Below are 26,773 nucleotides of genomic sequence, written 5' to 3'. Positions count from 1 at the left end.
GGGCACAGCACCGGCGTCTCCCTGTATGGCCGCCATGCATTCGGTGCGGACGGCTGGTATGTAGCGGGACGGGCGGGCGCAGCCAGCATCGACAGCACGGTGACGCGCAGCGCGGTGATCGGCAATAGCGAGCAGAACCTGGGGACCAGCCACACGGACAGCCTGTGGTCGGCCTATGCGGAAGGCGGTTATGTGTTGCCGCTCTCGGCCGACATGCGGCTGACGCCCTACGCCGGGCTGGCGTATGACCGCCTCAAGCGCGGCGGTTTTACCGAAAGCGGCGGGGTGTTCGGCTTGACGGCGGACAGCCAGGCTTATAAACAGACGGCGGGGTTGCTGGGTGTGCGGGGCGACAGCAGTTTCCAATGGGCTGGCGGCTTAAGCGTGGTGCAGGCTTACGCGGCGTGGCAGCATGCGTTCAGCGATGGCAGCCTGGATTTCGGGGCGGCGTATGTGGGGGCGCCGGCGGCGCGCTTCACGGTGCAGGGGATCGGCTTGGCGCGCAGTTCGGGCTGGGCGGGTTTGGGTTTGAATACGGCGGTGGATAGCCGCTGGGGCTGGTACTTGAACTACGATGCGCAGCTGGGCAACGGCGGGTTGCGCAACAGCGTGCTGGCGCTGGGGCTGCGCTTCAGGCTTGATTGATCCGGGTATTCTTGAGCCGCGGTTGTCATTGACGGATATCTTGAAGGGCTCTTTATCCGCCAACGACAACAGCCTGGCGTCAAATCCGTATTGCCTTACATTTCGCTGCCGGCCGGTGCATCGGCGTGCGCAGGCGCAGGCGTTTCTGCTTCCACCGCAGGGCCGGTTTTCATGATGCGCTTCTTGCCCATCAGGCCCAGGTCGGCACCGGTGATGCCGTATTCCTGCATCTTGGTTTTGATTTCGGTAATGACGTCAGCAATTTCGGCCTGACGCAGTTCTTCCGCCTGTTTCCTCAATTGTTCGATTTGTGCTTGCAGCTCTTTGTATGTCGTCATTTCTGTTGCTTTCTTTCGGCGTTTGGGACGCGCAAGTATACCGTAACCACGCAATGCGATGGAATGATACAGCTTGTTGCAAAGATTACCGATTTGTAGTTACCCTCTCCATTGCACAACCTATATTGAATACAGGAAGGCAGTTTGTGCCGTCGTGCTGGCGGCATGGGAAGTGAAGGTGTTGCGATGAAAAAGCTGACGGTTTTATGGTTTGCGGCAGCCGCGCTGATGCTAAGCGCGGCCAACGGTTCGTTGCTTGCGCAAAACAATGGATTCCACGGACAGGGCGGTTTTCACGGCAATGGCAACGGCATGAACCATGGCGGTGGACACCAGGCTCGCCACGGTTTCCACCGGTTCCACGATTTCCATGGACGGGGCCGGATCATCATTGGCGGTCCTTTTTTCTGGCCACCGGTCTATCGCGACCCGTTCTTTTATCAGGATGCGGTGCCGCTGATGTATGTGCAGCCTGATGCCAACTACAGTTATTACTGCAACGATCCCGTCGGATATTATCCTGATGTGCAGGCTTGCCCGACTGGCTGGTTGCGGGTCGCTCCCGACGATGCGCCATATTGATCCGATCGCAAGCCGCGTAAAAAATGCCGCTCCCTTGAGCGGCATTTTTTCGTGCGCGTCCGCATGACAGCCATGCCCCGGCAAATTTTCATCCGGCATCTTGCTGCGGAATGGCAGGGCGCGTACCATGAAGCAAAAAATCATTCGACTTTCTATCCCGGAGAAATGCATGTCTATTCATATGATTGAAGCGGTTCGTTTTAATGTCGCCGGCGACCGGGTCGAAGAAGTGCGCTGGGGACGGGCAAAGCCCAAGGATGACGGTTCGATCGGATGGGAGCACAAGACCTCGGAGCAGGACGTCAGCCTGGTGGTCGACGCCCTGCATTTCGGCGACGAGGTGGCGACGGCGTTTTCAATCGACGGAAAAATCGTGCGCGGTCCCAACATCGCACTGGTGATCTACGAGCACGGGATTGAAGGCATCGGCATCGCCGGCCAGGATGCGCCCGGCCGCACGCTGGCCGATTTGCCGCGGTTCTGACAAGGCTCGCTGCAAATCCGCCTGGTTAGGTTAAAAATTGCTGGAGGATGTCGGGCCGCGCGCCGCATCGGTGCGGATCGGGACGCCGTTGGCATCGCTGCCATGGGTTTCGCGCCATTCCTGGCGATGCCGCTCGATCTCGGCCCATTGTTCGACGCGCCGCTTTTCCCATTCATTGCGTTCGCGCCAGACCGGCGCCACGATCACGGCGGCCGGCGGCTGGAACAGCTGCGCCGGATGCAGTTCCGCGCCATATAAGGCCGGCGGCGCGTAAAAGGGCGCGGTTCCGCCAATCCCGATACCTGCATCGGCAATGGCCCGGTTCGGCATTCCTGCAGCCAGGCCCGCCAGCGCCAGCACGAATAATATTTTTCCCATATCGCCCCCCGATTCGCCGCTTCAAACCCAATAGCGCAATCCCTTCAGGACTTCATTCTAGGAAACAAATCGCCGCGAAGCTAATGGAGATTCGCTGTATATCGGGCTTTTTCAGACATCTTTCGCGGAGCGCTGCACGAAGTAGTTGCTGGTGGTAATGTTTGTGTCTTGATGGCACTGCAGTTACTGGCATAAATTGGTAACGGACAAGATTTTTCCATATGAGAAATCATGAAAAATTTTGCGCCAATGAATTTCTAACGGAGGTACCGAATGCAATCCCAGGCCGAAAAAGCCCGCATATTCCAGCAGCTTCATGCACGTGACGGTGCGTTCATCATTCCCAATCCATGGGATATCGGCAGTGCCAGGCTGCTGGCCCTGCTTGGATTTGAAGCCTTGGCGAGCACCAGCGCGGGGTTTGCCTTTTCGCGCGGGCAGCTGGATGGCGGCATAGGACGCCAGCAGATGATGGCGCATTTGACCGAACTGGCCGCCGCTACCGACCTGCCGCTCAGCGCCGACCTGGAAAATGGTTTCGGCGAGGCGCCGGCGATGGTCGCCGAGACCATCAGGCTGGCTGCAGCCACCGGCATCGTCGGCGGTTCTATCGAAGACGCCAGCGGCAATCGCGACGATCCGATTTACGCACTGGAACTGGCCGCAGACCGCGTGCGTGCAGCGGCCGAAGCGGCGCGCGGCCTGGATTTTCCATTTACGCTGACTGCGCGGGCGGAAAATTACCTGGCTGGCCGGCCCGATCTGAAAGACACGATCGAGCGGCTCCAGGCATACCAGGAAGCCGGCGCCGACGTGCTGTATGCGCCGGGCCTGAAAAGCCGGGAAGATATCGCGGCGGTGGTGAGTTCGCTGGATAAGCCGGTGAACGTGGTGATGGGGCTGCAGGGCGTGCAGCTCAGCTTGCGGGAACTGGGTGCCATCGGCGTCAAGCGGGTCAGCGTCGGCGGCTCCCTGGCGCGCGCCGCATTGGGAGCGTTCATACGCGCAGCTGAAGAGATGCGCGAGCATGGCACGTTTACCTACGGCGAGGAGGCGGTGACTACGCGGCGCATCAGCGAGATGCTGCAGGCGGCCGGCAAACTTTGAGCAGCGGAAGCTGGTAATAAGTTATATGCTGGTTAGTGTAAGATCCTTGCTTTTCCGTGCTGAAGAATTGCTGCTCACCATGAAAGTCTACAATCTAGCTTGTGACCAGAATCATCGTTTTGAGGGCTGGTTTGCCTCAGAGGAGGATTTTGTTACGCAATCCGCGGCGCAGCAGATCGTCTGCCCGGTATGCGATAGCTTCAAGGTCGGCAAGCTGCCATCAGCTCCGCATCTGAATTTGTCCGCGGCCAGGCCCAATGCGTCCCGGCCTGGCGCGGCCCGGCCGGACGCGGCCCGACCGGATCCCGCCGGCGCAGGGGAGCAGCGCCAGGGCTCGCCGGCAATGGCGCAATTCCAGCAGCGGCTGCAGGATATGGCGCGTCATGTCATTGAAAACACTGAGGATGTCGGCGAAGGTTTTACCGAAGAGGCGCGCCGGATCCATTACAAGGAAGTTCCCGAGCATGGCATCCGGGGCGTGGCCTCGCCGCAGCAGTGCCAGGAACTGGCGGAAGAAGGCATCGAGGTTTTTCAGCTGCCGCTGCCGATCTCGCACAAGCGGACGCTGCAGTAAGGCGGCAGCTTAGCCGCTGCGGTCGCGCAGGATCCGCGTGACGCCACGGATGCGGCGCACATTGCGCATCAGCCTGGCCAGGTGCACCCGGTCTTCGACCTGGATGGTGAAGATCAGCTGGGTCATCAGCTGGTCCTTGTCGTCATCCATGTTGACGTAGATGATGTTGGCGTCGGAATCGCCGATTTCGGCGGCAACCCGGGCCAGGATGCCTTTGTCGTTATGCACCAGCACCTTGATGCGGCAGTCGAAACGGCGGTTCAGGTCTTCACCCCACAGCACTTCGATCCAGCGGTCCGGATCCTTGCTGCGCTGGCGCTTGGCGATATTGCAGTCTTCGGCGTGCACCACCAGGCCCTGGTCGCGCTTGAGCTGGCCGGTGATATGGTCGCCCGGAATCGGTTGGCAGCACGGCGACAGCTGCACCGATACGCCTTCGCTGCCGTAGATCACCACCGGATCCATCTTGGCCGGGGCGGCGACGCCTTCCATGTCGAGCAACGGCGTTACCAAGGGTTCGTTTTCCAGCAAGCCCATGATATGGCGCGCCACCAGGGTCGCCATGCGTTTGCCGACGCCGATGTCGGCATAGATTTCATCGAGCGACTTGGCGCTGGATTCATTCAGCAGGCGGTCGACCACGATAGGCGCCAGCACCGGATTCAGGTTGAGCATCGCCAGCGCCTGCGACAGCAGCCGCTGGCCGAGTTCTACCGACTCGCTCAGGTTGATGGTGCGCAAGTGATGGCGGATCGCCGAACGCGCCTTGCCGGTGCGCACAAAGCTGAGCCAGTTGGGACTCGGGCGTGAACTGGGCGAGGTAATGATTTCGACGATATCGCCGTTATGCAGCTCGGTGCGCAGCGGCGCCGGTTCATGGTTGATCTTGGCGGCGATGGTCTGGTCGCCGACATCGGTATGGATGGTGTAGGCGAAATCGAGGGCGGTGGCGCCGCGCGGCAGGGCGATGATTTTCGATTTCGGCGTGAACACGTAAACCGAATCGGGGAACAAGTCTACTTTGACGTGTTCCAGGAACTCGGCCGAATCGCCGGTCTGTTTCTGGATATCGAGCAGCGACTGCAGCCAGGCATGGGTGCGCTGCTGCAAGTCGCTCAGGTTGCCTTCTTCATCCTTGTACAGCCAGTGCGCGGCGACGCCCGACTCGGCCACGCGATGCATGTCCTGGGTGCGGATCTGGAATTCCACCGGCGTGCCGTAAGGCCCGATCAGGGTAGTGTGCAGCGACTGGTAGCCGTTCAGCTTGGGAATCGCGATGTAATCCTTGAACTTGCCCGGCATCGGCTTGTACAGCGCGTGCAGGGTGCCCAGCGCCAGGTAGCAGTTGGCGAAGGTGTCGACCACGATGCGGAAGCCGTAGACATCCAGCACCTGCGAAAACGACAGGTGCTTGTTGTGCATCTTGCGGTAGATGCCGAACAGGCTTTTTTCGCGGCCGTCTATCTGAGCATTGATGCCCGTCGCCGCCAGCGTGGTGCTGACCGATTCCAGGATCTTGCTGACCACTTCGCGGCGGTTGCCGCGGGCTGCCTTGACTGCCTTGGCCAGGGTGCGGTGGCGCAGCGGATACAGGTGTGAGAACGCCAGTTCCTGCAGTTCACGGTAAATATTGTTGAGGCCCAGCCGATGCGCGATCGGGATGTAGACCTCCATGGTCTCGCGCGCGATGCGGCGTTTCTTTTCCGGGATCATCACGCCCAGCGTGCGCATGTTGTGCAGGCGGTCGGCCAGCTTGACCAGGATCACCCGCACGTCGCGCGCCATCGCCAGCAGCATCTTGCGGAAGTTCTCGGCCTGGGCTTCGATCTGGCTCTGGAATTCGATCTTGTCCAGCTTCGACAGGCCATCCACCAAAGTCGCCACCGGCGCGCCGAAACGTTCGATCAGCTCGTCCTTCTTGACGTCCTGGTCTTCCATGACGTCGTGCAGCAGGGCCGCCATGATGGCTTGCGCGTCCAGCTTCCAGTCGGCGCAGATTTCGGCGACGGCGATCGGATGCGAGATATAGGGTTCGCCGGATTTGCGCATCTGCCCCAGATGCATTTCATCCGAAAAGCGATACGCTTCCTTGACCTTCTTCAGCTCGGCTGGGGTCAGGTATTCGGCAAGCTTGGTAGTCAGGTGCGTGATCGAGGCAACGCCGGGTTGAAGCGCGGGCTGGTGATCTGGCAAGGGAGGAGTATTCGCGGGTTTTCTGGCTGAGCGGGGGGATGCCGCCCGTTTTTTAGTGGTTGCGGCTGACGACAGGCTTGAATCTGGAGATGTCAGGTTCATACTGGGTAGTTATCAGCCGCATGATTTTTACTAATTGCGGGACAGAGTTTATAAGTCACCGAAGCGTGACGCATTACTCTGTCCCCAACCAATTTAACCAGGTACCTTTTTCAGCATTTCAATACCAATCTTGCCTGCGGCGATTTCGCGCAGTGCAATTACGGTTGGCTTGTCTTTTGCGTCAATCTTGGCAGTGTGGCCTTGCAACAGCTGGCGCGCGCGGTAAGTCGCGGACAGCGTCAACTGAAAACGGTTAGGGATCTGTTTCAAACAATCTTCGATAGTGATGCGGGCCATATATTCTCCGGAAAACGGTGTAGCTTGGTGTTGGCTTGATGCTGGTTGATTTAATGCTAACTTAAGTTGGCGTGTATGCCTAATTGGGCAAACAAAGACGCGTTGCGCACTGCCTGCTGCGAAAAGCGGCAGCGAGTGGCTTTGACTATCGCTGTTAATTCCGACAAAGCAGATGCAAACTCTTGATTAATAATAACATATTCAAACTCGGGGGCGTGGGCGATTTCGCCGCCGGCGGCAAGAATGCGACGCGTGATGACCTGCGGTTCATCCTGTCCGCGCTTTTTCAGGCGGTCTTCCAGCGCTGCGATCGATGGCGGCAGGATAAAAATGCCGACCGCGTGCGGGAACTGCTTCTTCACCTGCTGCGCGCCTTGCCAGTCGATTTCCAGCAAAACGTCGGTGCCCGACTGCATTTGCTCGGCAATCGCCAGGCGCGAAGTGCCGTAATAATTGGTATGGACTTCAGCCCATTCCAGGAATTCACCCTGCTTATGGCGCGCCCGGAAATCTTCGACCGTAGTGAAATGGTATTCGCGGCCGTCCTGCTCGCCCGGGCGCGGCGGCCGCGTGGTGTAGGAGATCGACAGCTTGATGGCTTGTTCTTGCGCCAGCAGGGCGTTGACCAGCGTCGATTTGCCGGCGCCGGAAGGTGCAACCACCATGAACAGGCTGCCCGACATGGGGTGCTCGTCGGGCATGGCCGAACCGGCCAGCAGTTCATTTGGTGAAGCAGGTATTAGTGGTGGTGTCATGTCAATTGGATAATGTGCAAGCTGACAAGCATATTTAACATACTTGTATATAAGAGTGACATTGTATCAGCGCGACAATAAGGCTGCAGCCGATTTGTATCATTCCTGCATAGCGCGAACGGCAGGTATATTGGCGCTGTGATAACGGTGCTGCCGGCCATGGTGTACATTTATGGGTTTCCAAAAAGCGCCGTGCCCCGGCCGTCGCGTTTTGACGATGTACAGATGACAAGGAAGAGCGCCATGGCGATCAAATTGCAGCAAAGCGAGCAGAAAGACCTGGTCGGATCGATCCAGCGCTATTTCAAGGAAAACATGGAAGAGCCTATCGGCGACCTGCAAGCCGGCATGCTGCTCGATTTTTGCCTGCGCGTGATCGGCCCCGGCATCTATAACCAGGCGATAGCCGATGCGCAGGCGCACATGGAGGCGAAAGTTTCCGACCTGGCGATCGAGTGCTACGAAGAGACCGGCGACTACTGGAAGAAAAAATAAGCCCGGCACCCACTTGCATCGCCTGTGCAAAGCTGACAGCAGCATGGCAGCGAACGTTATAATGCAAACAGCAGCTTGTAACCAGATTCTGATCCTGACCCGCAATTTTAAATAACGCCATCCACAATATGCATTATGTTTCGACCCGCGGCCACGCAGCTGCGCAAAATTTCTCCGAAATCCTGTTAGGCGGCCTGGCCCCGGATGGCGGCTTGTACCTGCCTGAAAAATATCCGCAAGTCAGCGGCGCCGAACTGGATCAGTGGCGCAGCCTGTCGTACGCTGACCTGGCGTTCGAGGTGTTGAAGAAATTCGCGACCGACGTGCCGCAGGCCGACCTGAAGGCCCTGGCGCACAAGACCTACAGCGCCGAGGTGTACCGCAATGCGCGGGCAGGCGAAGACGCCGGCCAGATCACGCCTTTGCGCGTGCTGGAAGAAAAGGACGGCGGCAAGCTGCTGCTGCAAGCGTTGTCGAACGGTCCGACGCTGGCCTTCAAGGACATGGCGATGCAGCTGCTGGGCAACCTGTTTGAATATACGCTGGCGAAGAACGACGCCAAGCTGAACATTTTCGGCGCTACTTCCGGCGATACCGGCAGCGCGGCGGAATATGCGATGCGCGGCAAAAAAGGCATACGCGTCTTCATGCTGTCGCCGCACAAGAAGATGAGCGCATTCCAGACCGCGCAGATGTTCAGCCTGCAGGATCCGAACATCTTCAATATCGCGGTCGAAGGCGTATTCGACGATTGCCAGGACATGGTCAAGGCGGTATCCAACGACCACGCCTTCAAAGCCGGCCAGAAAATCGGCACCGTCAATTCGATCAACTGGGCGCGCGTGGTGGCGCAAGTGGTGTATTACTTCCGCGGCTACCTGAGCGCCACAACCAGCAACGATCAGAAAGTATCGTTCACCGTTCCTTCGGGCAATTTCGGCAATATCTGCGCCGGCCATATCGCGCGCATGATGGGCTTGCCGATCGATAAGCTGGTGGCCGCCACCAACGAGAACGACGTGCTCGACGAATTCTTCCGCACCGGCGTCTACCGGGTGCGCAAGCCGGCCGAGACTTATCACACCAGCAGCCCCAGCATGGACATCAGCAAGGCCTCCAATTTCGAGCGTTTCATCCACGATCTGCTGGATGGCGACAGCGAGCGCGTGCGCGCCTTGTTCCACAAGGTGGAAACCGCAGGCGGGTTCAGCCTGGCGGGCGGCCCCGGCAGCGATGGCGATGAATTTGCCAAGATCGGCGGTTTCGGCTTCCAGTCCGGCAAGTCGACCCACCAGGACCGGCTGGCCACCATCCGCGATATCGAACAGCGCTACGGCGTCACCATCGACACCCATACCGCGGACGGCATCAAGGTGGCGCGCGAATACCTGGTTCCGGGCGTGCCGATGATCGTGCTGGAAACCGCGTTGCCGGCCAAGTTCAACGAAACCATCCGCGAAGCGCTTGGGCGCGACGCGGAGCGGCCGGCCGGTTTTGAGAACATAGAAGCGCTGCCGCAGCGCTTCGAAGTAATGGCGGCCGACGTGGCGCAGGTGAAGACTTTCATCGCCAGCCACACCGGCTTGTAAGCTTGCCGCGACCAGACATGCAAAAACCTCCGATGTTATCCGTTGCCGAAGCCCTCGATGTATTGCTGGCAGCGCCGCGACCGCTGGTTGACGCCGCCGCCACCGAACTGGTCCCGACGCTGTCCGCGAATGGCCGGATACTGGCGGATGCCCAGGTTTCCCGGCTCAACGTGCCGCCGGCGGACAATACGCAAATGGATGGCTATGCGGTACGCGCCGCGGATTGCGCCAGCGGCGCTGCCGGAGGGGCGCGCTTGCCTGTCTCGCAGCGGATTCCCGCCGGCCATGTCGGTGCGCCGCTGCAAGCCGGCACCGCTGCCCGCATCTTTACCGGCGCCATGATTCCAGATGGCGCCGATGCCGTGGTCATGCAGGAAATGTGCGAGGCCGACGGCGACGCCGTCGTCATCAAACATGCACCGGCCGCCGGCGAGTGGGTGCGCCGCGCCGGCGAAGATATCCGCAGCGGCAGCGTGATCCTGCCGGCCGGCACGCGGTTGCGGCCGCAGCATCTGGGCCTGGCGGCTTCGGTCGGTCTGGAAGCCTTGCCGGTGCTGCGCAAATTGCGGGTGGCGATGTTTTTCACCGGCGACGAACTGGCCATGCCCGGCCAGCCGCTGAAACCGGGCGCCATCTACAACTCGAACCGCTTCGTATTGCGCGGCCTGCTGGAAAACCTGGGTTGCGAAATCAGCGATTACGGCATCGTCCCCGACAACCGCGAAGCAACCCGCGAGGCGCTGCGCCTTGCGGCGCAAGAGCATGACTTGATCCTGACCTCGGGCGGCGTGTCGGTCGGGGAAGAGGACCACGTCAAGCCGGCGGTGGAAGCGGAAGGGCGTCTGAACATGTGGCAGATCGCCATGAAGCCTGGCAAGCCGCTGGCCTTCGGCGAAGTCCGCCGCGCTGCAGGCGGCACGGCTTTCTTTATCGGCTTGCCCGGTAATCCGGTATCCAGTTTTGTCACCTTCCTGATCTTTGTGCGGCCATTCATCCTGCGCCAGCAAGGCGTGGCGGCAAGCGGACTGGCGCCGCAAGCGGTGACCATGCGCGCCGACTTCGACTGGCCCAAGGCGGACCGCCGCCAGGAATTCCTGCGCGCAAAAATCAACGCCGACGGCGGCCTTGACCTGTTCCCGCAGCAAGGTTCGGGCGTCCTGACATCTACCGTGTGGGGTGACGGCCTGGTCGACAATCCAGCCGGGAAAACCATCACCAAGGGCGATTTCCTGCGCTTTTTGCCGTTTTCCGCTTTTCTGTAAGCGGTCCTTGCAATTGACTGAAAATGAGAATGTAATGAAAATCCAGCTGCGCTTTTTTGCCAGTATCCGCGAGGCGCTCAACTTGTCTCAGGAAACGCTGGAGCTGCCGGCTACGATCGCTACCGTCGGCGAACTGCGCGCTTTCTTGCGCACCCGCGGCGCGCTCTGGGCCGAAGTACTGGCCGAGGGGCGTTCCTTGCGCATGGCGTTCAACCAGGAGCTGGCGAACGCGGATACCGCCCTGGCCGAAGGCGGCGAAGTGGCATTTTTCCCGCCGGTCACCGGCGGCTGATCCTGGTTTGCTGTTGTCCGTGAGGTCTTGATTATGCCCATCCGTGTCCAGGCTGAAGATTTCGATTTCGCCGCCGAGCTTGCGCAGCTGCGGTTGTCCAATCCCAAGATTGGCGCTGTCGTCAGCTTTCTCGGCACCGTGCGCGATCTGAACGACGGCAGCGCCGTCGCCCAGATGGAGCTGGAGCATTACCCAGGCATGACCGAGAAAGCCCTGACGGCCATCGTCGACCAGGCCAAGCAGCGCTGGGATATCTTCGACGCCCTGGTGATACACCGCATCGGTCCCTTGCTGCCGCTGGACCAGATCGTACTGGTGGCGGTGAGCTCGGCGCATCGCGGAGACGCCTTCGCCGCCTGCGAATACATCATCGACTACCTCAAAACCGAAGCGCCGTTCTGGAAAAAGGAACACACGGAACAGGGCGCGCGCTGGGTCGACGCCCGCAGCGCCGACGACGAGGCGCTGGCCAAATGGGAACAGGACGCGCTGCCGTTGCCTATGCGCGAAAGCAAGAAGTGAGTTGGCTGGCGGTTGGCGTCGGCGCTGTCCTCGGCGCCTGGCTGCGCTGGGGCGCAAGCATCTTGCTGGGGGCCTACCAGAACCAATTGCCGCTGGGAACTTTGCTGGTGAACCTGGCGGGCGGCTACATGGCCGGCCTGGCGGTCGCCTTCTTCGAAGCGCATCCGGTGCTGCCGATCGAATGGCGTTTGCTGGTGATTACCGGATTTCTTGGCGGGCTGACGACCTTTTCCACTTTTTCCGCAGAATCGATGGTGCTTCTGCAGCACGGCCAATATGCCTGGTTCCTCGGACATACCGTATTGCATCTATGCGGTTCGATTATCTTGTGTATCGCTGGTTTTATGACTTACCGGGTCTTGTTTTTCTGATTTAAGATGCCTCTTAAAGACAGGATGATAAAAAGAAAATATTCTGCATAAACAAGGGCTCGGGACTGGAAAGGCAGGCATATGGAGGCTATATCTAAAGCTGTTTTCCTGCAGGAAGCAATTGTCAAAAGGAAAAAAACGCAAAGGCAGTCATTTGACGGTGGCGATGGCGGTGGCTATGATGAAAATATGGAAACCAGGGTTCTGAAACTTGAAGAATGTGTGAATGACGCGCGCGACCGGCTGGCGCGGATAGAAACGCGCCTGGACCAGACGGCTACCAGCGCCGACATGCACAGGGAAATGACGGACCAGACCTGGCGCCTGGTGACGTTTGTCTGCGGCTTCGGCTCTGCCCTGGTGGCCGTGACCTACTTCATGGCTACGCACATCAGGTAGTCCGGCCTGTGGATGTCGCGCCAGCTCTTCCTTGCGAAGGGCTTTTTTTATGCCTAGCCGATGCCTAACTTGAAATCAGCAGGTCTGTCCCAATTTTCTATCCATTAGATATTTTGGAGGAACCATGCGTTTCGATAAATTGACCACAAAACTGCAGGAAGCGATTGCCGACGCCCAAAGCCAGGCAGTCGGCAATGATAATCAATACATCGATCCGGTCCATGCGCTGATCGCGCTGCTGAACCAGGACGACGGCAGCGCCACCTCGCTGCTGCAACGGGCCGGCGTCAACGTCGCGGCCCTGGGGAATGGCCTGAAAGCTGCGCTGGAACGCCTGCCCAAGGTAAGCGGCGCCGGCGGTGAAGTGCAGATTGGGCGCGAACTGCTGGCATTGCTCAACCTGGCGGACAAGGAAGCGCAAAAACGCGGCGACCAGTTCATCGCCAGCGAGATGCTATTGCTGGCCCTGCTCGACGACAAGTCGGACGCCGGCCGGCTGGCGCGCGAAAACGGCCTCACGCGCAAAGCGCTGGAAGCGGCGATTACGGCGGTGCGCGGCGGCGCCAACGTGGCTTCCCAGGATGGCGAAGGCCAGCGCGAAGCCCTGAAGAAATACACCCTGGACCTGACCGAACGGGCGCGCCTCGGCAAGCTCGATCCGGTGATTGGCCGCGACGATGAAATCCGGCGCGCGATCCAGGTGCTGCAACGGCGCAGCAAGAACAACCCGGTGCTGATCGGCGAACCGGGCGTCGGCAAGACCGCGATCGTCGAAGGCCTGGCGCAACGGATCGTCAACGGCGAAGTGCCTGACAGCCTGAAATCGAAGCGGGTCCTGTCGCTCGACATGGCAGCCTTGCTGGCCGGCGCGAAATTCCGCGGCGAATTCGAGGAGCGCCTGAAAGCGGTGCTGAAGGAAATTGCCCAGGATGAAGGACAAACCATCGTCTTCATCGACGAATTGCACACCATGGTCGGCGCCGGCAAGGCGGAGGGCGCGATGGATGCCGGCAACATGCTGAAACCGGCCCTGGCGCGCGGCGAGCTGCACTGCGTCGGCGCTACCACGCTCGACGAGTATCGCAAGTACATCGAGAAAGATGCGGCGCTGGAACGGCGTTTCCAGAAAATCCTGGTCGACGAGCCTAGCGTCGAAGCGACGATTGCAATCCTGCGCGGCCTGCAGGAAAAATACGAAGTCCACCATGGCGTGGAAATTACCGACCCGGCGATCGTCGCGGCGGCGGAATTGTCGCATCGCTATATCACCGACCGTTTCCTGCCGGACAAGGCGATCGACCTGATCGATGAGGCTGCAGCCAAGATCAAGATTGAAATCGACTCCAAGCCGGAGGTGATGGATAAGCTCGACCGGCGTTTGATCCAGCTCAAGATCGAGCGTGAAGCGGTGCGCCGCGAGAAGGATGAAGCTTCGCAAAAACGCTTCGCCCTGATCGAGGAAGAAATCGAGAAACTGTCGCGCGAATACGCCGACCTGGAAGAAATATGGAAATCGGAGAAAGCCAGCGCCCAGGGCAGCAAGCACCTGAAGGAAGAGATTGAAAAGCTGCGCCTGCAAATCGACGAAGCGACGCGCAACAGCGACTGGCAAAAGGTTTCCGAACTGAAGTACGGCAAGCTGAACGAGCTGGAAAAAGCGCTGGAAACCCAATCCAGGCAAGATGCGCTGGCGGCCGCGCACCCCGATCCGAACGGCAAGCCGCAGCTGGTGCGGACCCAGGTCGGCGCCGACGAAATCGCCGAGATCGTCTCGCGCGCAACCGGCATCCCGGTGTCCAAGATGCTGCAGGGCGAGCGCGACAAGCTGGTCAAGATGGAAGACGAACTGCACAAGCGCGTGGTGGGCCAGGACGAGGCGATCGTTGCGGTATCGGATGCCATCCGCCGTTCGCGCGCCGGGCTGAGCGATCCTGACCGGCCATACGGCTCGTTCATGTTCCTCGGGCCGACCGGCGTCGGCAAGACCGAGCTGTGCAAGGCCCTGGCCGGTTTCCTGTTCGACAGCACCGATGCCTTGATCCGCATCGACATGAGCGAGTTCATGGAGAAACATTCGGTCGCACGCCTGATCGGCGCGCCGCCCGGCTATGTCGGTTACGAGGAGGGCGGCTACCTGACCGAGCTGGTGCGCCGCAAGCCGTACAGCGTGATCCTGCTGGATGAAATCGAGAAGGCCCATCCGGACGTGTTCAACGTACTGCTGCAGGTGCTGGACGACGGCCGCATGACCGATGGCCAGGGCCGTACCGTGGATTTCAAGAATACGGTGATCGTGATGACCTCGAACCTGGGTTCGCATCGGATCCAGGCAATGGAGGGCAGCGATCCGGCGGTGGTGAAGATGGAAGTGATGGCTGAAGTCAGGAACCATTTCCGGCCGGAGTTCATCAACCGCATCGATGAAATCGTGGTGTTCCATGCCCTCGACGAGAAGAACATCGGCGCCATCGCCAAGATCCAGCTGAAGTTCCTCGAACAGCGCCTGGCGAAAATGGACATGGGGCTGGTGATTTCGGAAGCCGGGCTGCAAAAGATCGCCGAGGCAGGTTTCGATCCGGTTTATGGTGCGCGGCCGTTGAAGCGGGCGATCCAGCAGCAGATCGAAAATCCCCTGTCAAAGTTGATTCTCGAAGGCAAGTTCGGACCGAAGGACATTATTCACATAAATGTTAACAATGGTGAGATAGTGTTCAAAGTGACAATCTAAGCTCAGATTTTACAGACGCAAACAGGTAGAATCGCGGCAGGCTTGAACGTGTTGCTTTATGAATTAAAGGTCACATGGCGATGCCGTGTGGCCTTTTTTTAGGTCTATGCTCTTAGTTCGTATTGCTTGTTTGTAGTTGAGTGTTGTGAATTGTGCATTCGATTGTAGACAACGACGGGAGCAGGCATTTTTGCGGTATGTAAAGTGGCAGAGGCATTGTCCTGAAGCCAGGCGCAATTATCGTAATTTCGAGGCAAATTTGAAGCGAACGTCACTGCAGCGCTTATTCATTTTGCCGTTTGCAGCGTTGTTGTTGTTCCTGGCCGTTTCAGTCGGCTGGCTGCTCTACCAGACTGGCCAGGACGCCACCGATGCGTTGTCGCAGAAGGTCCTGGCGGACATGATGGGGGGCATCGACAGCGCAATCAACAGGCAATTATTCGACGCCGGCGCGGCGTTGCGGGTAGTCGCGCCTGATCAGGTTGCCGGCGCCGCCAACAAGAGCCCGACCCCGATCCCGTTCCCGGCCAGCGTCGGCCGGCTGGAAGAGCGCATGTGGATTGCCAGCGGCCTGTTTCCGACAGTCGGCAGCCTGATCAGCTTTACCGGTGTCGACGGCCATTTTGTCGGCATCCGCCGCATCGCCGCCAACGAATTCCGCGTCAGGCTGAGAGGCGCGGGCGAAGGCCCCACCCACTTGTATCGCAGCCGCGGGCCAGCTACCGAAAAGATATTGCTGGAGGCGGAAGAGTATGAACCGCGCGAGCAAAGCTGGTATCTGGACGCCGTCAGCCAGAGAAAAGACATATGGTCGCCGGTGTTCATCGACGCCGTCAGCAGCGAGCCGGCGCTGATGCTGGCGCGGCCGGTGTACGACGCCGGCCAGGACGTGCTTGGCGTGGTGGCCAGGGAGCTGTCGCTGCGGCCGTTGCGAGATTACCTGCAGGCGCTGCCGATGGACAAGAACGGGGTTGCTTTCGTGGCGGAGCCGAACGGCGACCTGGTCATCTCTTCCAACAGCGAAGGCGCATTTGCCCCGCGCAACGGCGCCCAGAACCAGCACATCAGGAATAACCTCAAAAATGTCAGCGCGCCTTTCATGCGCCAGAGCTGGCAGCTGGTGCAAACCTATTTGCAGCGGCATCGGGAAATGGCGCCGGTCAGCGATCCGGTAGCGGCTTCGGCAGCCAGTCCGCCCAAGCCGGGCAAGCTGATCGTCGGCGCATTCCCCAGCAAATACGGGCAGATCGAAGTGGCGGCGCAAATCCACCGCGACGCCGCCGGGCTGGAGTGGGTGGCGGTAGTCGCCTTGCCGCGCTCCGATTTCTGGGGAGCGGTCAATTCCAGCGTCTACAAGAGCCTGTACCTGGGCCTGCTGGTGATCTTGCTGGCCCTGCTGTTCGGTTACGCGATCTTGCGCTGGGTCTTGCGCGACATCCGCAAGCTGACGCTGGCCGTGCGCAGCATAGGCAGCGGCCGGCCGTTCGCCAAGCTGAACATCGACCGCCAGGACGAGATCGGCGAACTGGCGCAAAGCTTCCAGGAGATGGAGCGCAACCTGCGCACCGACCGCCTCACCAGCCTGCTCAATCGCGATTCCCTGATCGCGCAGATCGAATTCCGCCGGCGCACCGATGTCGAGCCGCACCTGTTCCGCTTTGCCGTGCTGTTCGTTGACCTCGACAAGTTCAAGCAGGTCAATGACCACTACGGCCATGACGAAGGCGATCGGGTCCTGATCGAAGTCGGCTTGCGTTTGCAGAACACCTTGCGCAAGGAAGACGAGGTCGCGCGTTTCGGCGGCGATGAATTCATCGTTTACCTGCCGGGCGTGGCCGACGAAGAATCGGCGCTGGCGATCGCGGAAAAGATCTACGCGGTATTGAACAAGCCGATCCTGATGGCCAACGGCGAGCACTGCCAGATCGGCGCATCCATCGGCGGCGCCCTGTATCCGGCCGACGGCCTCGACCTGGAAACCTTGTTGAAGGTGGCCGACAAGCGGATGTATAGTGTCAAGAAATTCGGCGGCCTGACGTTTTCGTCGGACGACTGATCTTTTTCTGACTGCCATGCGACGGAGATGCAATGACTTTTTCTACCTGCGATTTATGCGACGCCAACGAAGACAAGCTCGGCACCGCCGCCCTGGCGGTCTTGCCGCCGGTGTTCATCGCCCTGGGCCTGCGCCAGGCTTTCTCGGGCCCGGCGCGCACGCTGAAGGTCCATGAAGACAATGTGCTGGTGCGCAGCACGCTGGAAACCGCCGGCGACGGCCAGGTGCTGGTGATCGATGGCGGCGGCAGCCTGCGCTGCGCGCTGGTCGGCGGCAATCTTGGCGTGCTGGCGCAAAAGAACGGCTGGGCCGGCATCATCGTCAACGGCTGCGTACGCGATTCGGCGGAATTGAATGCCTGCGATATCGGCGTGCGCGCGCTGGCGCTGCATCCGCAACGCAGTGTACGCAAGGGAGTAGGGGAACGCGACGTCAGCGTCGCCATCGCCGGCGTCACGGTGGCTCCCGGCGCATGGATCTATGCAGACGCCGATGGCGTGCTGGTCGCCAGCCAAAAACTCCAATGAGCCTGGCCGCTGGGATGCTTGGCAGCTAACCTTCGGCAATTGTTTCCAATAGCGGACAGTCCGCGCTACCGTCCGTTTTCCAATACCTTTTCTTCCTGAACAGACCCATGCCCGGCCCATTAACCGGAGCCGGGGGGGCTGCTCACGCCCATTGTTCCCACTCTCGATCCGATTCCTTCCAGCCAGGCAAAGCCATGAAAGTCATAAGGGTAATCGCAAATGATATTGAGAATGATTCGTGTTTATGATACTTTAGAGCCATCTTATCAGAGCGGAGTGAATTCATGGCGCAAATGCTTGGAAGGGCGAAGTCTTCGGCAGCGGCATCGTTATCGATCTTCAGTTCCAGCGCGTCCTCTCCCGCCGGCCCATTGCTCGACATACTGATCGCGAACCGTCCGCTGTACGTCAACGTGGCGCGCGGTTTCGTCGGCTGCACCAGCCGTGCGGAAGACGTAGTCCACGATGTTTTCCTCAAACTGGTCGATCTTCCCGGCCAGGACGCCATACGCCAGCCGATTGCCTATGTGATGCGGATGGTGCGCAATGCCTCGATCGACGCTTGCCGGCGCCAGAATCTCGAAAACATCTACCACGCCGATGAAGACAGCGGCCTCAACATGCCGTCGCAGGAGCCGTCGCCGGAAGCGGCGCTGGTTGTGCGCGACACCCTGCGCCACGTGTATGACGCGCTGGCTCAGCTGCCGGCGCGCAGCCGCGCGGCGTTCGAGATGGTGCGCATGCGCGAAGAAACGCTGCAGAGCACCGCGCGTGCGCTCAATGTCTCGCAGACGCTGGTGCATTTCATGGTGCGGGATGTCGAGAAGCACTGCAGCGCCTGCCTGGAAGCATGCGATCGCGGCGCTGCTTTGCCGATGTTCCATGCCAACGCCGCCCGCGATGGTAAAAAATCGCGGGCGCCAATCGTCTTCATAAAGTAGGGGGCGGCATTTGGGTGCACCGAGCGCCATCCGCCACCGTTTCCTGAATGCATTTTGAACGAGGCTTGAACATGACACAGACATTGAATTCCCCTGGCGCTGCCGCCGCAGAGACAGACGACGTTATCTATACGGTTGTCATCAACGACGAAGAACAGTACTCGATCTGGCCGACCTTCCGCGCCGTGCCGGCTGGCTGGCGCGAAGTCGGCGTGAGCGGCCCCAAGGCCGAATGCCTCGCGCATATCGAGTCAGCCTGGACCGACATGCGCCCGGCCAGTTTGCGCCGCCATATGGATGGCGCCGCGTCGAAGGCGCACCTATCGTAATTCAGGTAATCCGGCGCGCCTGGGCGATGTTCCTGGCGCGCTGTTCCTGCAAGAGGATTTCGCATGACACCACTTTCCATGCCGCAGCCCGCGCTCGATGACCTGCGTATCGCGCCGGGCCTGCCTACCGTTGTGGCGCCGAAAGACGGCGCCGATATCTCCCTGGAAGAGGCGATGCCGCTATTGCGCGCCATTGCCGACGATACCCTGGAACAGGCCGGCGGCCTGCTGTTCACCGGCTTCCGGGTGCCGTCGATCGAGTCATTCCAGGGTTTTGCCGGTTCGTTCGGCCACCCGCTGATCGGCTACGAATTCGCGTCGACGCCACGCAGCCAGGTCGAAGGCGCGGTGTACACGTCGACCGAATATCCGCCGCACCGCTCGATCCCGCTGCATAACGAACAGTCGTATACGCGCGAATGGCCGCTGCGCATCTGGTTCCATTGCGTGCTTGCCGCGGCATCGGGCGGCGCGACGCCGATTGCCGACAGCCGCGCCATCTACCGCGCGCTCGATCCGGCGCTGGTTGCCCGTTTCACCCGGCGCGAACTGCTTTACGTGCGCAATTTCGGCCAAGGACTTGACCTGCCGTGGCAGCAGACCTTCGGCGCGGACGATCCGCGCGTGGTCGAGCGCATTTGCGCCGCGCGCGGCATCGATTGCACATGGCGCGACGGCGACGACGGCGAACTGCTGCTGCGCACCCGCGAACGCTGCCAGGCGGTCGCCAGCCATCCGCGCACGGGCGACATGGTCTGGTTCAACCAGCTCAACCTGTTTCACCTGTCTGCGCTGGATGAGGAAATGCAGGAAGCGCTGGTCGATGCCGTCGGCCTGGAAAACGTGCCGCGCAACGTTTATTACGGCGATGGCGAGCCGATTGAAGCCGAGGCGCTGGCTGAAATCCGCAGCGTGCTGGACCAGCAGCGGATAGTCTTCCCATGGTTGTCCGGCGATGTGCTGATGCTCGATAACATGCTGACCGCGCATGCGCGCGACCCGTTCCAGGGGGCGCGCAAGGTGGTGGTGGCGATGGCGCAAAGCTATAGCGAACCGAAAACCGGCGAGCGGAAGGCGGCGTTCTGGTGAAAACGGTTGGAGCGGCGCTGGTGGCGCGCGGGTTGAAGGTTGGCTATCGTGAACAGGTGGTGCTCGACGGTCTCGACCTGTCGGTCAAGGCCGGCAAGGTAACCGCCTTGTGCGGGCCGAACGGCTGCGGCAAGAGCACGCTGCTGCGGACCCTGGCAGGGCTGCTGCCGATCCGTTCAGGGGAAGTGGAAGTGAATGGCGCACCGCTGGCATCTTACCGCCGGCGCGAGCTGGCCCGGGCGCTGACCATGCTGGCGCAATTCAACCAGATTCCCGCCGGATTGACAGTGCGCGAGCTGGTGGCCTATGGCCGCTATGCCTACGGCGGCTGGCTGCGCGGCTTGACGCGCGCCGATCACACCGCCATCGACCAGGCGCTGGCGGCCAGCGGGCTTGCCGGCTACGCGGAGCGCGATGTTGCCGCGTTGTCGGGCGGCGAACGGCAGCGCGCGTGGATTGCCATGGCGCTGGCCCAGCAGGCGCCCATCGTCTTGCTTGATGAGCCGACCACCTATCTCGACATACACCATCAGCTGGAAATCCTGCACGAGCTGCGCCGCCTGAACCAGGAGCATGGACTGACGATCGTCTGGGTGCTGCACGACTTGAACCAGGCAGCCGCATTCAGCGACGAAATCGTGCTGATGCGGGCTGGGAAGATCATTGCACATGGTTCGCCCGACGCCATGCTGGCGCCACATTATCTGCACGAAACATTCGATGTGGCCATGCTGAAGATCGCTCATCCGCTGACGGGCGCGCCCATGTGCGTGCCGGCTTATGGCGATTCGTCCCAACCGGCATCGCTGCGCGAAGGCGGCGCCGGCAAGGACCTGGCGGCATGACCGCGTTGGCAGCAGGCAAACCTGCGCCGGCACTGGCAAGCCGCCACGCGCCGATGAAAAGCAGGGCGTGGCTGATCGGCGCGGCGCTCTTGCTGCTGATCGCCGCCGCAGCAGCCGCGCGCCTGGCGCCCGGCGTGCAGTTGTGGCTGGCGGCGTCCGCGCAAGGCGGCGATGCTGCCACGCTCAGCCGCATCCTGCTGTTCGACTTGAGCGCGCCGCGGGTCGCGGCGGCGCTTGTCGCCGGAGGTTGTCTCGGCGTGGCCGGAGCATTGTTCCAGGCGCTCACGCGCAATCCGCTAGCTTCACCCGACCTGCTCGGCATCACCAGCGGCGCCCAGCTCGGCTTGCTGGCGGCGATGATCGTTCCCGCGCTTGCCGGCGCCGCTTCGGTGCCGCTGCTGTTCGGCTGCGGCCTGGCCGCCGCGGCCTGCGTGCTGGCGGCCGCCGGCTGGCGCGCCACGCCGCTGCGGCTGGTGCTGGCAGGCAGTGTCTGCATGCTGCTGTTTTCGGCAATTGCGACCCTGGTGCTGGCGTTTTTCGAGCAAAACATCGCCGGCGCCGCATTGTGGGCTAGCGGCAGCCTCTATCAACCCGGCGCCGCCGGCCTCCAGCTCGCCATGGCCTGGCTGGTGCTGCCGCTGGTTGCCTTGCCGTTCGTGATCCGTCCGCTCAATCCGTTCGTGCTGGGCGATGACGCCGCCGCCGCCGTCGGCGTCCGGGTCGATGCGACGCGGATCGCGGCCATGGTGGTGGCGGTAGGTTTTGCCAGCGTTGCGGTGAGCATTGCCGGGCCGTTGTCGTATGTCGGCCTGATCGCGCCCAACCTGCTGCGCCAGGTGCGTAGCGCAAAAGCATCCAAGCTGGGCGCCCTGGTGCCTCTGTCGGCATTGGTGGGCGGTGCGCTGGTGCTGGTCACCGACAGCGCCGTGCTGGCGCTGGACCTTGACGCCACGTTGTCGACCGGGGTGGCGATCGCGCTGGTCGGCACGCCGCTGATGCTGGCCATGATCCGCAGCGGAATCGCCTGGCCGGGCGCAGCCGGAGCGGGTCAGGAGCGGCCGGCGTCTGGCGCCGGAACCCGCGCCGTGCGTGCGCTGACGGCGCTGCCGTGGCCCTTGGTCGCGGCGGGACTGCTGCTGGCCGGCTGCGCGCTGCTGTTTGCCGGCGCCTCGCTGGGTGCGCAGTCGATCAGCCCGGCCGGCTGGATCGCTGCGCTGGAAGGGCGCGACGAAGTAACCCGGATGCTGCTCGACCTGCGCCTGCCGCGCCTGTTATGCGCGCTGCTGGCCGGAGCGCTGCTGGCGGCGAGCGGGGTGCTGATGCAGAGCATCGTGCGCAATCCGCTGGCCGGCCCGGAAGTGCTGGGTGTCACCCAGGGCGCCGGACTGGCCACCTTCATTGCACTGATCTTGTGGCCGTTCGCAGCCCATTCGACACTTGCCGCTGCCGCGCTCGCGGGCGGCGCCGCCACGTTGTTGCTGACGCTGCTGCTCAATCGCCGCCATCGTTATGCGCCGATGGCGGTGGCGCTGACCGGGCTGGTCCTCGGCACCCTGTGGACCACGTTGTCGCAATGGCTGATCACGCAGCAAAGCGTGCAGCCGGCGCGTTTTGTGGTCTGGCTGGTGGGCGGCACCTACGGCCGCAGCTGGGGCGAGGTGGCAACGCTGCTGCCTTGGTGCCTGCTGGCGTTGCCGGTGCTGGCGCTGTTGGCCAAGCCGCTTGACCTGTTGGCGCTGGGCGACGACCAGGCGGCGGCCCTTGGCTTGCCGATTGCCGTATTGCGGCCGCTGGTGCTGACCGTGGCGACGCTTGCCGCCTGTGCTGCGGTCGCCGCTGTCGGGCCGGTCAGTTTCATCGGCCTGATGGCGCCGCACCTGGCGGCAATGCTGGGCGCCCGCACGCACCGCACCCGGCTCTGGCTGGCTGCTGCCTGCGGCGCGCTGCTGCTGGTCCTGGCAGATGTCGCAGCCCGTACGCTGCTTGCCCCGCGGGAGATTCCGGCCGGCGTGCTGACTGCAATGATCGGTGCGCCATACCTGCTCATCCTGCTGATTGCCCAGGCCCGGCGCGAGAAACGAGGCGGCCGCTGATGGACATCTTGCAGCGGGCTCCCGCGGCGGGCACGCCGGCACATTGCCTTGCCGGCCTTGCGCCCACATCGATGGCCTCCTATCTTGGGCAGGTATGGCTTGGAACGCCGGATCAGAACCAGGCAGTCCCTGACAGGGAAGACGATGCCGCTGAATCCGTCTGCATACCGCTGACCGAGCTTGGCGCCTATCGCGCGGAACTGCTCGATGCGATGGTGTCGCACTATGGCGGCGACGCCGAAATCCACGCGCGGGCGCTGCTGTCGCAGTGGAGCAAATATTATTTCTTGCTGGCGGCGCCGGCCGGCATCGCCGCACTGTTGCTGCGCCGTCCGCTGGACATGTCGCCGGCCCGCACCCAGCTGGTGCTGCGCTCGGGCATGCCGGCGGCGCTGTATTTTGCTGCCGACGCATTGCGGCCGCCCGAGAACGACTGCACGCGCTGCCATGCGCCGCTGATCCAGCACCTGCAGGCGGTGATTGAAACACTGGCAGGCATGGCGTGCATCGCGCCGCGCGTATTGTGGGGCAATGTCGGCAACCTGCTTGATTATCTGGCAGAACAGTGTGCGGCGCTGCCTGGTGCGGCAGAGGAGGTTGCCTGCCTGTTCCAGCCGATGCTGGTCACCGGCGAACCCAATCCGTTGCGTTCGCCGGTGCGCCAGATCCAGCCGCGGTCGGCCTTGCTGCCGAATCCGTTTCGCGCGCGCCGCGTCTGCTGCATGCGCAATCAAATCCCGGGAGAGACAAATCTGTGCGCAAGCTGTCCATTGCTGTTGACGATGCGCGACGAAGCGCTTGCACTGCAGGAAACCATCCGTTGAAGAACCGTGCGCGGCGGCTTTGCGCGATAGCAGCAGCCTGTGCGGCGTTGTGCGGATCCCATGCCGATGCCGCAAGCGCCGGCGGCGGAAAGCCGGCTTGCGAACCGCTTTCCGGCAATCTCGTGGTGTCGCAGTTCCAGCCAGGGATTCCACAGCGGCCGCGGCGCATTGTGGTGCTCGAATACATGTTCGCGGAAGACCTGGCGGCGCTAGGCGTGACGCCGGTCGGCATGGCTGACGCTGCGAATTATGCGGGATGGTTTGACTATGACAAAGAGCGGCTGGCTGCCGTGCCGGACGTCGGCACGCGGCAGGAGCCCAGCTTTGAAGCAATCGCGGCCTTGAAGCCTGACCTGATTCTCGGCGTCGGGCTGCGCCATGCGTCGATTTTCGCGGCGCTGAACCGTATTGCTCCCACCGTATTGTTCCAATACAGCCCTGACCTTGAAAAGAACGGCACGTCGCTGACCCAGCTCGATTGGGCGCGCAAGATCTTCCGCACCATCGCTTGCCTTGCCGGGCGCGAAGATGAAGCCGGCGCCGTCGAAGCCAGACTCGATGCCGGCCTCGCGCGTGACGCGCAGCGCATCGCGCAGGCTGGCCGCAGCGGAGAGCAGGTCGCCTGGCTGCAGGAACTGGGATTGCCTGACCGTTACTGGGCTTTCACCGGCAACAGCATGGTGGGAGGCGTGGCGCGTGCGCTTGGCGTTGAACTGGGATACGCCGCACCGACCCGTGAGGGCACTACTTACGTCACCTCTGAAGATTTGCTCAAGAAGCCGGGCATGGCGGTATTGTTCGTCAGCTCGACCGGCCCTGAGGTAGCGCTCAAGCAGAAACTCGATTCGCCGATCTGGCCCTTTGTGCCGGCACGGCGCGCAGGGCGGGTGGCGCTGGTCGAACGTAACCTGTGGGTATTTGGCGGGCCGATGTCGGCGCTGCGCCTGGCGGATACCATGACCGAACAATTGTTGTCGCTGCCGCCGCCGAAGCGTTGACGATGATATTCCTGTTTCACTGCCCGTGATGGATTGAACCCCGTCCCCGCGTCTTGCGGGAACGGGCGTCGTTCAGCCTTCGGTGCCGTTGGCAGCCATGACCGGCAGTGCGGCTGGTGCGCCGTAGGTTTCGCTGATGATGCTGCCGTTGTCCAGTTTCAATACACGATCGGCGAGCGGGAAATAGCGGTCGTCGTGGGTAATCACCAGCACGGTCTTGCCGCGTGCGCATAGTTCCGGCAGCAATTGCTCATAGAACACCGCTTTGAATGCCGGATCCTGGTCCGCCGCCCATTCGTCGAACAGGTAGAACGGCCGGTCCTCCAGGTAGGCCACCACCAGCGCCAGCCGTTTGCGCTGCCCGGTGGACAGCGCGCGGGTCGAGAATGCGCCGTTGACTACCTGTACCTTGTGGTCCAGCGCGAGCTTGGCGACCAGTGCATTTGCCCGTGCGTCAGCCTGCGCGCGCGAGGAATCGTTTGGATCGATGATGCCAAGCAGGGCGTCGAACAGGTGGAAATCGTTGAAGACTGCGGTGAAGCGCTCCCGATAGGCGGCGCGTTCCGCCGAGCCGATTGCTTTGCCGTCGACTTCGATCACGCCGTCTTCAGGTTCGTACAGTCCGGTCAGCACTTTCGCCAGGGTGGTCTTGCCGCTACCGTTGCCGCCAACCAGGAACACCAGTTCGCCCGGCTTGAAGGTCAGGTTGATCGGTCCGACGCTGAACATCCGTTCGTCGCGCTCATGGAAATAGGAGTGGGTGACATCGCGCAGCACCAGGGTCTTGAACGGTTCATGCGACGCGCTTTCGCCGAGCTGCGGCACGGTGCGCAGGTTGCCGAATTCTTCCATTACCTTTTCGATGCGGTCCAGCGAGACGCGCGCCGCGTTCAGCGTCGGCACGTTGTTGAGAAGGCCGTCGAGAGGCAGCAGCATGAACAGGAAAACAACGATATAGCCGGAGGCGGCGGCTGCGTCGGCGCGTACGCCGAGCGTCGGCCAGAATGCGGCTGCACCGAGGAACACGTAGAACAGGAACACGATCCAGCCGACGCCGACGGCGTATGAACTGAACGCGCGCCGGCGGTGGTCACGCACTTCGCCGATGGCCGCGCCGAGCTGGCCGTCGAGGAACTGGCGTGCGCGCGCCTGGTGCAGTTTCAGTTCTTTCGCGCCGGTGAACAGCGCGCCGAGATAGCCGAACAGCTTGTCTTGCGAACGGCCGGCCGCTTCCAGCGAGGCGATGGCGCGCTTGTCGCCGGTGTGGTAGCCGATCGAGCCGACCACGATCGCGGTCAGCGCCAGCAGGCATACCGGCCATGACAGCCAAGCCAGGTAGCCGAGGCAGCCGAAGACGATGGAGCCGTGCATCACGATGTTGGGCAGGGCGAAGAACAGCATCGAGACGTTAGTGGCGTCGTCGGTCAGCACCGATTGCACGGGGGCGGCGCCGATCCGTTCGACATCGCGCAGCTCGGCTGCGGCGACGCGCTTGGCGACGTGTTCGCGCAACTGCGCCATGGTGTCTTGCGACAGCCGTGCGAACAACACGCCGGTAATGACCCTGGTAACCAGCGCTATCACTGCACACAATCCGAAGCGCAAGGCGAGCGAGCCGTCGGCTGCGCCGGATTCGGACAATGCGCGGTTCAGGGTCGCAACCAGCAGCACGCTGGCAATGCCGTTCAGCACACAGGCGGTGAGTGCGATCGCCAGGGCGCCGCGCGAGCGTTTGAGCAGGGCGAGGATAAGGCGCATGGCTGGCTTGGCCTGCGCGCTGGATTCGGTAGGGGGCGGGGAAGCGTAAGGCTGGGTAGCTGCGGTCATCGGCGGTCAGTCGGTTGGGGGGTGTAAAAAAATGAATGAAAAAAAGAGGCTCTTATCCCTGATGACGAACGACTGCGGCAAATATTTAGGGCTTTGATGCGGGAGGTGAGAAAAAAATATTTCCAGGCGAA

28 protein-coding genes are annotated in these 26,773 nt (G+C 61.6%); 22 read left to right on the top strand and 6 right to left on the bottom strand.

The annotated features are described in order from the left end of the window. The coding region (locus BM062_RS17995) for an autotransporter outer membrane beta-barrel domain-containing protein (RefSeq protein ID WP_139220100.1) at nt 1-645 on the top strand (645 nt) is incomplete at its 5' end. A gap of 95 nt (nt 646-740) precedes the next feature. Here the strand turns inward: BM062_RS17995 and BM062_RS17990 are convergent. Further along, entirely contained in the window at nt 741-983 is a 243-nt protein-coding gene (locus BM062_RS17990) for an H-NS histone family protein (protein WP_092399337.1), read from the bottom strand. 186 nt (nt 984-1,169) lie between these two features. Here BM062_RS17990 and BM062_RS17985 point away from each other — a divergent pair, with 186 nt between their 5' ends. Beyond that, complete coding sequence (locus BM062_RS17985; RefSeq protein WP_217647607.1) at nt 1,170-1,565, top strand: hypothetical protein; 396 nt, start codon at nt 1,170-1,172, stop codon at nt 1,563-1,565. A 169-nt stretch (nt 1,566-1,734) separates the two neighbouring features. Further along, nucleotides 1,735-2,049 (top strand): hypothetical protein, encoded by a 315-nt coding sequence (locus BM062_RS17980; protein ID WP_254785140.1) that lies wholly within the window; start codon nt 1,735-1,737, stop codon nt 2,047-2,049. Nucleotides 2,050-2,079: 30 nt separating this feature from the next. On the opposite strand, the gene BM062_RS17975 is transcribed toward BM062_RS17980, so the two are convergent. Next, the gene (locus BM062_RS17975) at nt 2,080-2,427 is read right to left on the bottom strand and encodes a hypothetical protein (protein WP_092399333.1); all 348 of its coding nucleotides are present in this window, start codon (nt 2,425-2,427) and stop codon (nt 2,080-2,082) included. Between the two features lie 273 nt (nt 2,428-2,700). Between BM062_RS17975 and BM062_RS17970 the strand changes: the two genes are divergently transcribed. Together BM062_RS17970 and BM062_RS17965 are read left to right on the top strand one after the other, a co-directional pair. Further along, nucleotides 2,701-3,534 (top strand): isocitrate lyase/PEP mutase family protein, encoded by an 834-nt coding sequence (locus BM062_RS17970; protein ID WP_092399331.1) that lies wholly within the window; start codon nt 2,701-2,703, stop codon nt 3,532-3,534. A 67-nt stretch (nt 3,535-3,601) separates the two neighbouring features. Then, nucleotides 3,602-4,108, top strand: coding sequence for a DUF1178 family protein (locus tag BM062_RS17965; protein ID WP_371326604.1), 507 nt, complete (start codon nt 3,602-3,604; stop codon nt 4,106-4,108). A 9-nt stretch (nt 4,109-4,117) separates the two neighbouring features. Here the strand turns inward: BM062_RS17965 and BM062_RS17960 are convergent, their stop codons facing one another. The 3 genes from BM062_RS17960 to gmk form a co-directional block, all read right to left on the bottom strand. Beyond that, complete coding sequence (locus BM062_RS17960) at nt 4,118-6,403, bottom strand: RelA/SpoT family protein (RefSeq protein ID WP_092399327.1); 2,286 nt, start codon at nt 6,401-6,403, stop codon at nt 4,118-4,120. Between the two features lie 93 nt (nt 6,404-6,496). Beyond that, complete coding sequence (rpoZ, locus tag BM062_RS17955) at nt 6,497-6,700, bottom strand: DNA-directed RNA polymerase subunit omega (protein WP_092351791.1); 204 nt, start codon at nt 6,698-6,700, stop codon at nt 6,497-6,499. Nucleotides 6,701-6,756: 56 nt separating this feature from the next. After that, nucleotides 6,757-7,401, bottom strand: coding sequence for a guanylate kinase (gmk, locus tag BM062_RS17950; protein WP_014006294.1), 645 nt, complete (start codon nt 7,399-7,401; stop codon nt 6,757-6,759). A 297-nt stretch (nt 7,402-7,698) separates the two neighbouring features. On the opposite strand from gmk, the gene BM062_RS17945 reads away from it, so the two are divergent. The 17 genes from BM062_RS17945 (at nt 7,699) to BM062_RS17865 (ending at nt 24,815) form a co-directional block, all read left to right on the top strand. Next, nucleotides 7,699-7,950, top strand: coding sequence for a DUF2164 domain-containing protein (locus BM062_RS17945; RefSeq protein WP_092399325.1), 252 nt, complete (start codon nt 7,699-7,701; stop codon nt 7,948-7,950). 128 nt (nt 7,951-8,078) lie between these two features. Further along, nucleotides 8,079-9,539: a threonine synthase gene (thrC, locus tag BM062_RS17940; RefSeq protein WP_092399323.1), complete on the top strand. Its 1,461-nt coding sequence runs from the start codon at nt 8,079-8,081 to the stop codon at nt 9,537-9,539. 17 nt (nt 9,540-9,556) lie between these two features. Then, complete coding sequence (gene glp / locus BM062_RS17935) at nt 9,557-10,801, top strand: molybdopterin molybdotransferase MoeA (RefSeq protein WP_092399321.1); 1,245 nt, start codon at nt 9,557-9,559, stop codon at nt 10,799-10,801. 34 nt (nt 10,802-10,835) lie between these two features. Further along, a complete protein-coding gene (gene moaD, locus BM062_RS17930; protein WP_092399319.1) occupies nt 10,836-11,093 on the top strand; it encodes a molybdopterin converting factor subunit 1 in 258 nt (85 codons plus the stop codon). Between the two features lie 33 nt (nt 11,094-11,126). Beyond that, a complete protein-coding gene (locus BM062_RS17925) occupies nt 11,127-11,615 on the top strand; it encodes a molybdenum cofactor biosynthesis protein MoaE (protein WP_092399317.1) in 489 nt (162 codons plus the stop codon). Next, nucleotides 11,612-11,986 (top strand): fluoride efflux transporter CrcB, encoded by a 375-nt coding sequence (gene crcB, locus BM062_RS17920; protein WP_092399315.1) that lies wholly within the window; start codon nt 11,612-11,614, stop codon nt 11,984-11,986. The genes BM062_RS17925 and crcB overlap by 4 nt, the downstream gene beginning before the upstream one ends. A 189-nt stretch (nt 11,987-12,175) precedes the next feature. Then, the gene (locus BM062_RS17915; protein WP_139220099.1) at nt 12,176-12,385 is read left to right on the top strand and encodes a hypothetical protein; all 210 of its coding nucleotides are present in this window, start codon (nt 12,176-12,178) and stop codon (nt 12,383-12,385) included. 124 nt (nt 12,386-12,509) lie between these two features. After that, entirely contained in the window at nt 12,510-15,113 is a 2,604-nt protein-coding gene (gene clpB / locus BM062_RS17910; RefSeq protein WP_092399311.1) for an ATP-dependent chaperone ClpB, read from the top strand. 259 nt (nt 15,114-15,372) lie between these two features. Then, nucleotides 15,373-17,169, top strand: a complete 1,797-nt coding sequence (locus BM062_RS17905; protein WP_254785139.1) for a diguanylate cyclase — start codon at nt 15,373-15,375, stop codon at nt 17,167-17,169. Nucleotides 17,170-17,201: 32 nt separating this feature from the next. Then, nucleotides 17,202-17,696: a ribonuclease E activity regulator RraA gene (gene rraA / locus BM062_RS17900; RefSeq protein ID WP_092399309.1), complete on the top strand. Its 495-nt coding sequence runs from the start codon at nt 17,202-17,204 to the stop codon at nt 17,694-17,696. Between the two features lie 284 nt (nt 17,697-17,980). After that, complete coding sequence (locus tag BM062_RS17895) at nt 17,981-18,637, top strand: RNA polymerase factor sigma-70 (RefSeq protein ID WP_092399307.1); 657 nt, start codon at nt 17,981-17,983, stop codon at nt 18,635-18,637. Nucleotides 18,638-18,708: 71 nt separating this feature from the next. After that, on the top strand, nt 18,709-18,966 hold the full coding sequence (locus tag BM062_RS17890) for an MbtH family protein (RefSeq protein WP_092399349.1): 258 nt from the start codon (nt 18,709-18,711) through the stop codon (nt 18,964-18,966). A 63-nt stretch (nt 18,967-19,029) separates the two neighbouring features. Next, nucleotides 19,030-20,055, top strand: a complete 1,026-nt coding sequence (locus BM062_RS17885) for a TauD/TfdA family dioxygenase (RefSeq protein ID WP_092399305.1) — start codon at nt 19,030-19,032, stop codon at nt 20,053-20,055. Then, complete coding sequence (locus tag BM062_RS17880) at nt 20,049-20,900, top strand: ABC transporter ATP-binding protein (RefSeq protein WP_092399303.1); 852 nt, start codon at nt 20,049-20,051, stop codon at nt 20,898-20,900. Before BM062_RS17885 ends, BM062_RS17880 begins: the two co-directional genes overlap by 7 nt. After that, nucleotides 20,897-22,993 (top strand): Fe(3+)-hydroxamate ABC transporter permease FhuB, encoded by a 2,097-nt coding sequence (gene fhuB / locus BM062_RS17875; RefSeq protein WP_092399301.1) that lies wholly within the window; start codon nt 20,897-20,899, stop codon nt 22,991-22,993. The genes BM062_RS17880 and fhuB overlap by 4 nt, the downstream gene beginning before the upstream one ends. After that, on the top strand, nt 22,993-23,817 hold the full coding sequence (gene fhuF / locus BM062_RS17870; protein ID WP_092399299.1) for a siderophore-iron reductase FhuF: 825 nt from the start codon (nt 22,993-22,995) through the stop codon (nt 23,815-23,817). The genes fhuB and fhuF overlap by 1 nt, the downstream gene beginning before the upstream one ends. Beyond that, entirely contained in the window at nt 23,814-24,815 is a 1,002-nt protein-coding gene (locus tag BM062_RS17865) for an ABC transporter substrate-binding protein (RefSeq protein ID WP_254785138.1), read from the top strand. The genes fhuF and BM062_RS17865 overlap by 4 nt, the downstream gene beginning before the upstream one ends. Before the next feature lie 72 nt (nt 24,816-24,887). On the opposite strand, the gene BM062_RS17860 is transcribed toward BM062_RS17865, so the two are convergent. Then, on the bottom strand, nt 24,888-26,642 hold the full coding sequence (locus tag BM062_RS17860) for a cyclic peptide export ABC transporter (protein WP_092399295.1): 1,755 nt from the start codon (nt 26,640-26,642) through the stop codon (nt 24,888-24,890). Between the last annotated feature and the right edge of the window lie 131 nt (nt 26,643-26,773).

Source organism: Collimonas sp. OK412, from assembly GCF_900112135.1.
GTDB classification, from domain to species: Bacteria; Pseudomonadota; Gammaproteobacteria; order Burkholderiales; family Burkholderiaceae_D; genus Collimonas; species Collimonas rhizosphaerae.
The sequence above is the reverse complement of the archived record's forward strand: the minus strand, read 5'-3'. Positions and strand labels throughout refer to the sequence as shown.

Excerpts from the sequence above, each read along its gene's own strand:
- glp (WP_092399321.1), top strand. The coding sequence starts at position 9,557 with ATGCAAAAACCTCCGATGTTATCCGTTGCCGAAGCCCTCGATGTATTG.
- fhuF (WP_092399299.1), top strand. The coding sequence starts at position 22,993 with ATGGACATCTTGCAGCGGGCTCCCGCGGCGGGCACGCCGGCACATTGC.
- BM062_RS17980 (WP_254785140.1), top strand. The coding sequence starts at position 1,735 with ATGTCTATTCATATGATTGAAGCGGTTCGTTTTAATGTCGCCGGCGAC.
- BM062_RS17945 (WP_092399325.1), top strand. The coding sequence starts at position 7,699 with ATGGCGATCAAATTGCAGCAAAGCGAGCAGAAAGACCTGGTCGGATCG.
- BM062_RS17970 (WP_092399331.1), top strand. The coding sequence starts at position 2,701 with ATGCAATCCCAGGCCGAAAAAGCCCGCATATTCCAGCAGCTTCATGCA.
- rraA (WP_092399309.1), top strand. The coding sequence starts at position 17,202 with ATGACTTTTTCTACCTGCGATTTATGCGACGCCAACGAAGACAAGCTC.
- BM062_RS17925 (WP_092399317.1), top strand. The coding sequence starts at position 11,127 with ATGCCCATCCGTGTCCAGGCTGAAGATTTCGATTTCGCCGCCGAGCTT.
- thrC (WP_092399323.1), top strand. The coding sequence starts at position 8,079 with ATGCATTATGTTTCGACCCGCGGCCACGCAGCTGCGCAAAATTTCTCC.
- fhuB (WP_092399301.1), top strand. The coding sequence starts at position 20,897 with ATGACCGCGTTGGCAGCAGGCAAACCTGCGCCGGCACTGGCAAGCCGC.
- BM062_RS17960 (WP_092399327.1), bottom strand. The coding sequence starts at position 6,403 with ATGAACCTGACATCTCCAGATTCAAGCCTGTCGTCAGCCGCAACCACT.
- BM062_RS17890 (WP_092399349.1), top strand. The coding sequence starts at position 18,709 with ATGACACAGACATTGAATTCCCCTGGCGCTGCCGCCGCAGAGACAGAC.
- clpB (WP_092399311.1), top strand. The coding sequence starts at position 12,510 with ATGCGTTTCGATAAATTGACCACAAAACTGCAGGAAGCGATTGCCGAC.
- BM062_RS17985 (WP_217647607.1), top strand. The coding sequence starts at position 1,170 with ATGAAAAAGCTGACGGTTTTATGGTTTGCGGCAGCCGCGCTGATGCTA.
- rpoZ (WP_092351791.1), bottom strand. The coding sequence starts at position 6,700 with ATGGCCCGCATCACTATCGAAGATTGTTTGAAACAGATCCCTAACCGT.
- gmk (WP_014006294.1), bottom strand. The coding sequence starts at position 7,401 with ATGCCCGACGAGCACCCCATGTCGGGCAGCCTGTTCATGGTGGTTGCA.
- BM062_RS17990 (WP_092399337.1), bottom strand. The coding sequence starts at position 983 with ATGACGACATACAAAGAGCTGCAAGCACAAATCGAACAATTGAGGAAA.
- BM062_RS17860 (WP_092399295.1), bottom strand. The coding sequence starts at position 26,642 with ATGACCGCAGCTACCCAGCCTTACGCTTCCCCGCCCCCTACCGAATCC.
- BM062_RS17895 (WP_092399307.1), top strand. The coding sequence starts at position 17,981 with ATGGCGCAAATGCTTGGAAGGGCGAAGTCTTCGGCAGCGGCATCGTTA.
- BM062_RS17885 (WP_092399305.1), top strand. The coding sequence starts at position 19,030 with ATGACACCACTTTCCATGCCGCAGCCCGCGCTCGATGACCTGCGTATC.
- BM062_RS17975 (WP_092399333.1), bottom strand. The coding sequence starts at position 2,427 with ATGGGAAAAATATTATTCGTGCTGGCGCTGGCGGGCCTGGCTGCAGGA.
- moaD (WP_092399319.1), top strand. The coding sequence starts at position 10,836 with ATGAAAATCCAGCTGCGCTTTTTTGCCAGTATCCGCGAGGCGCTCAAC.
- BM062_RS17915 (WP_139220099.1), top strand. The coding sequence starts at position 12,176 with ATGGAAACCAGGGTTCTGAAACTTGAAGAATGTGTGAATGACGCGCGC.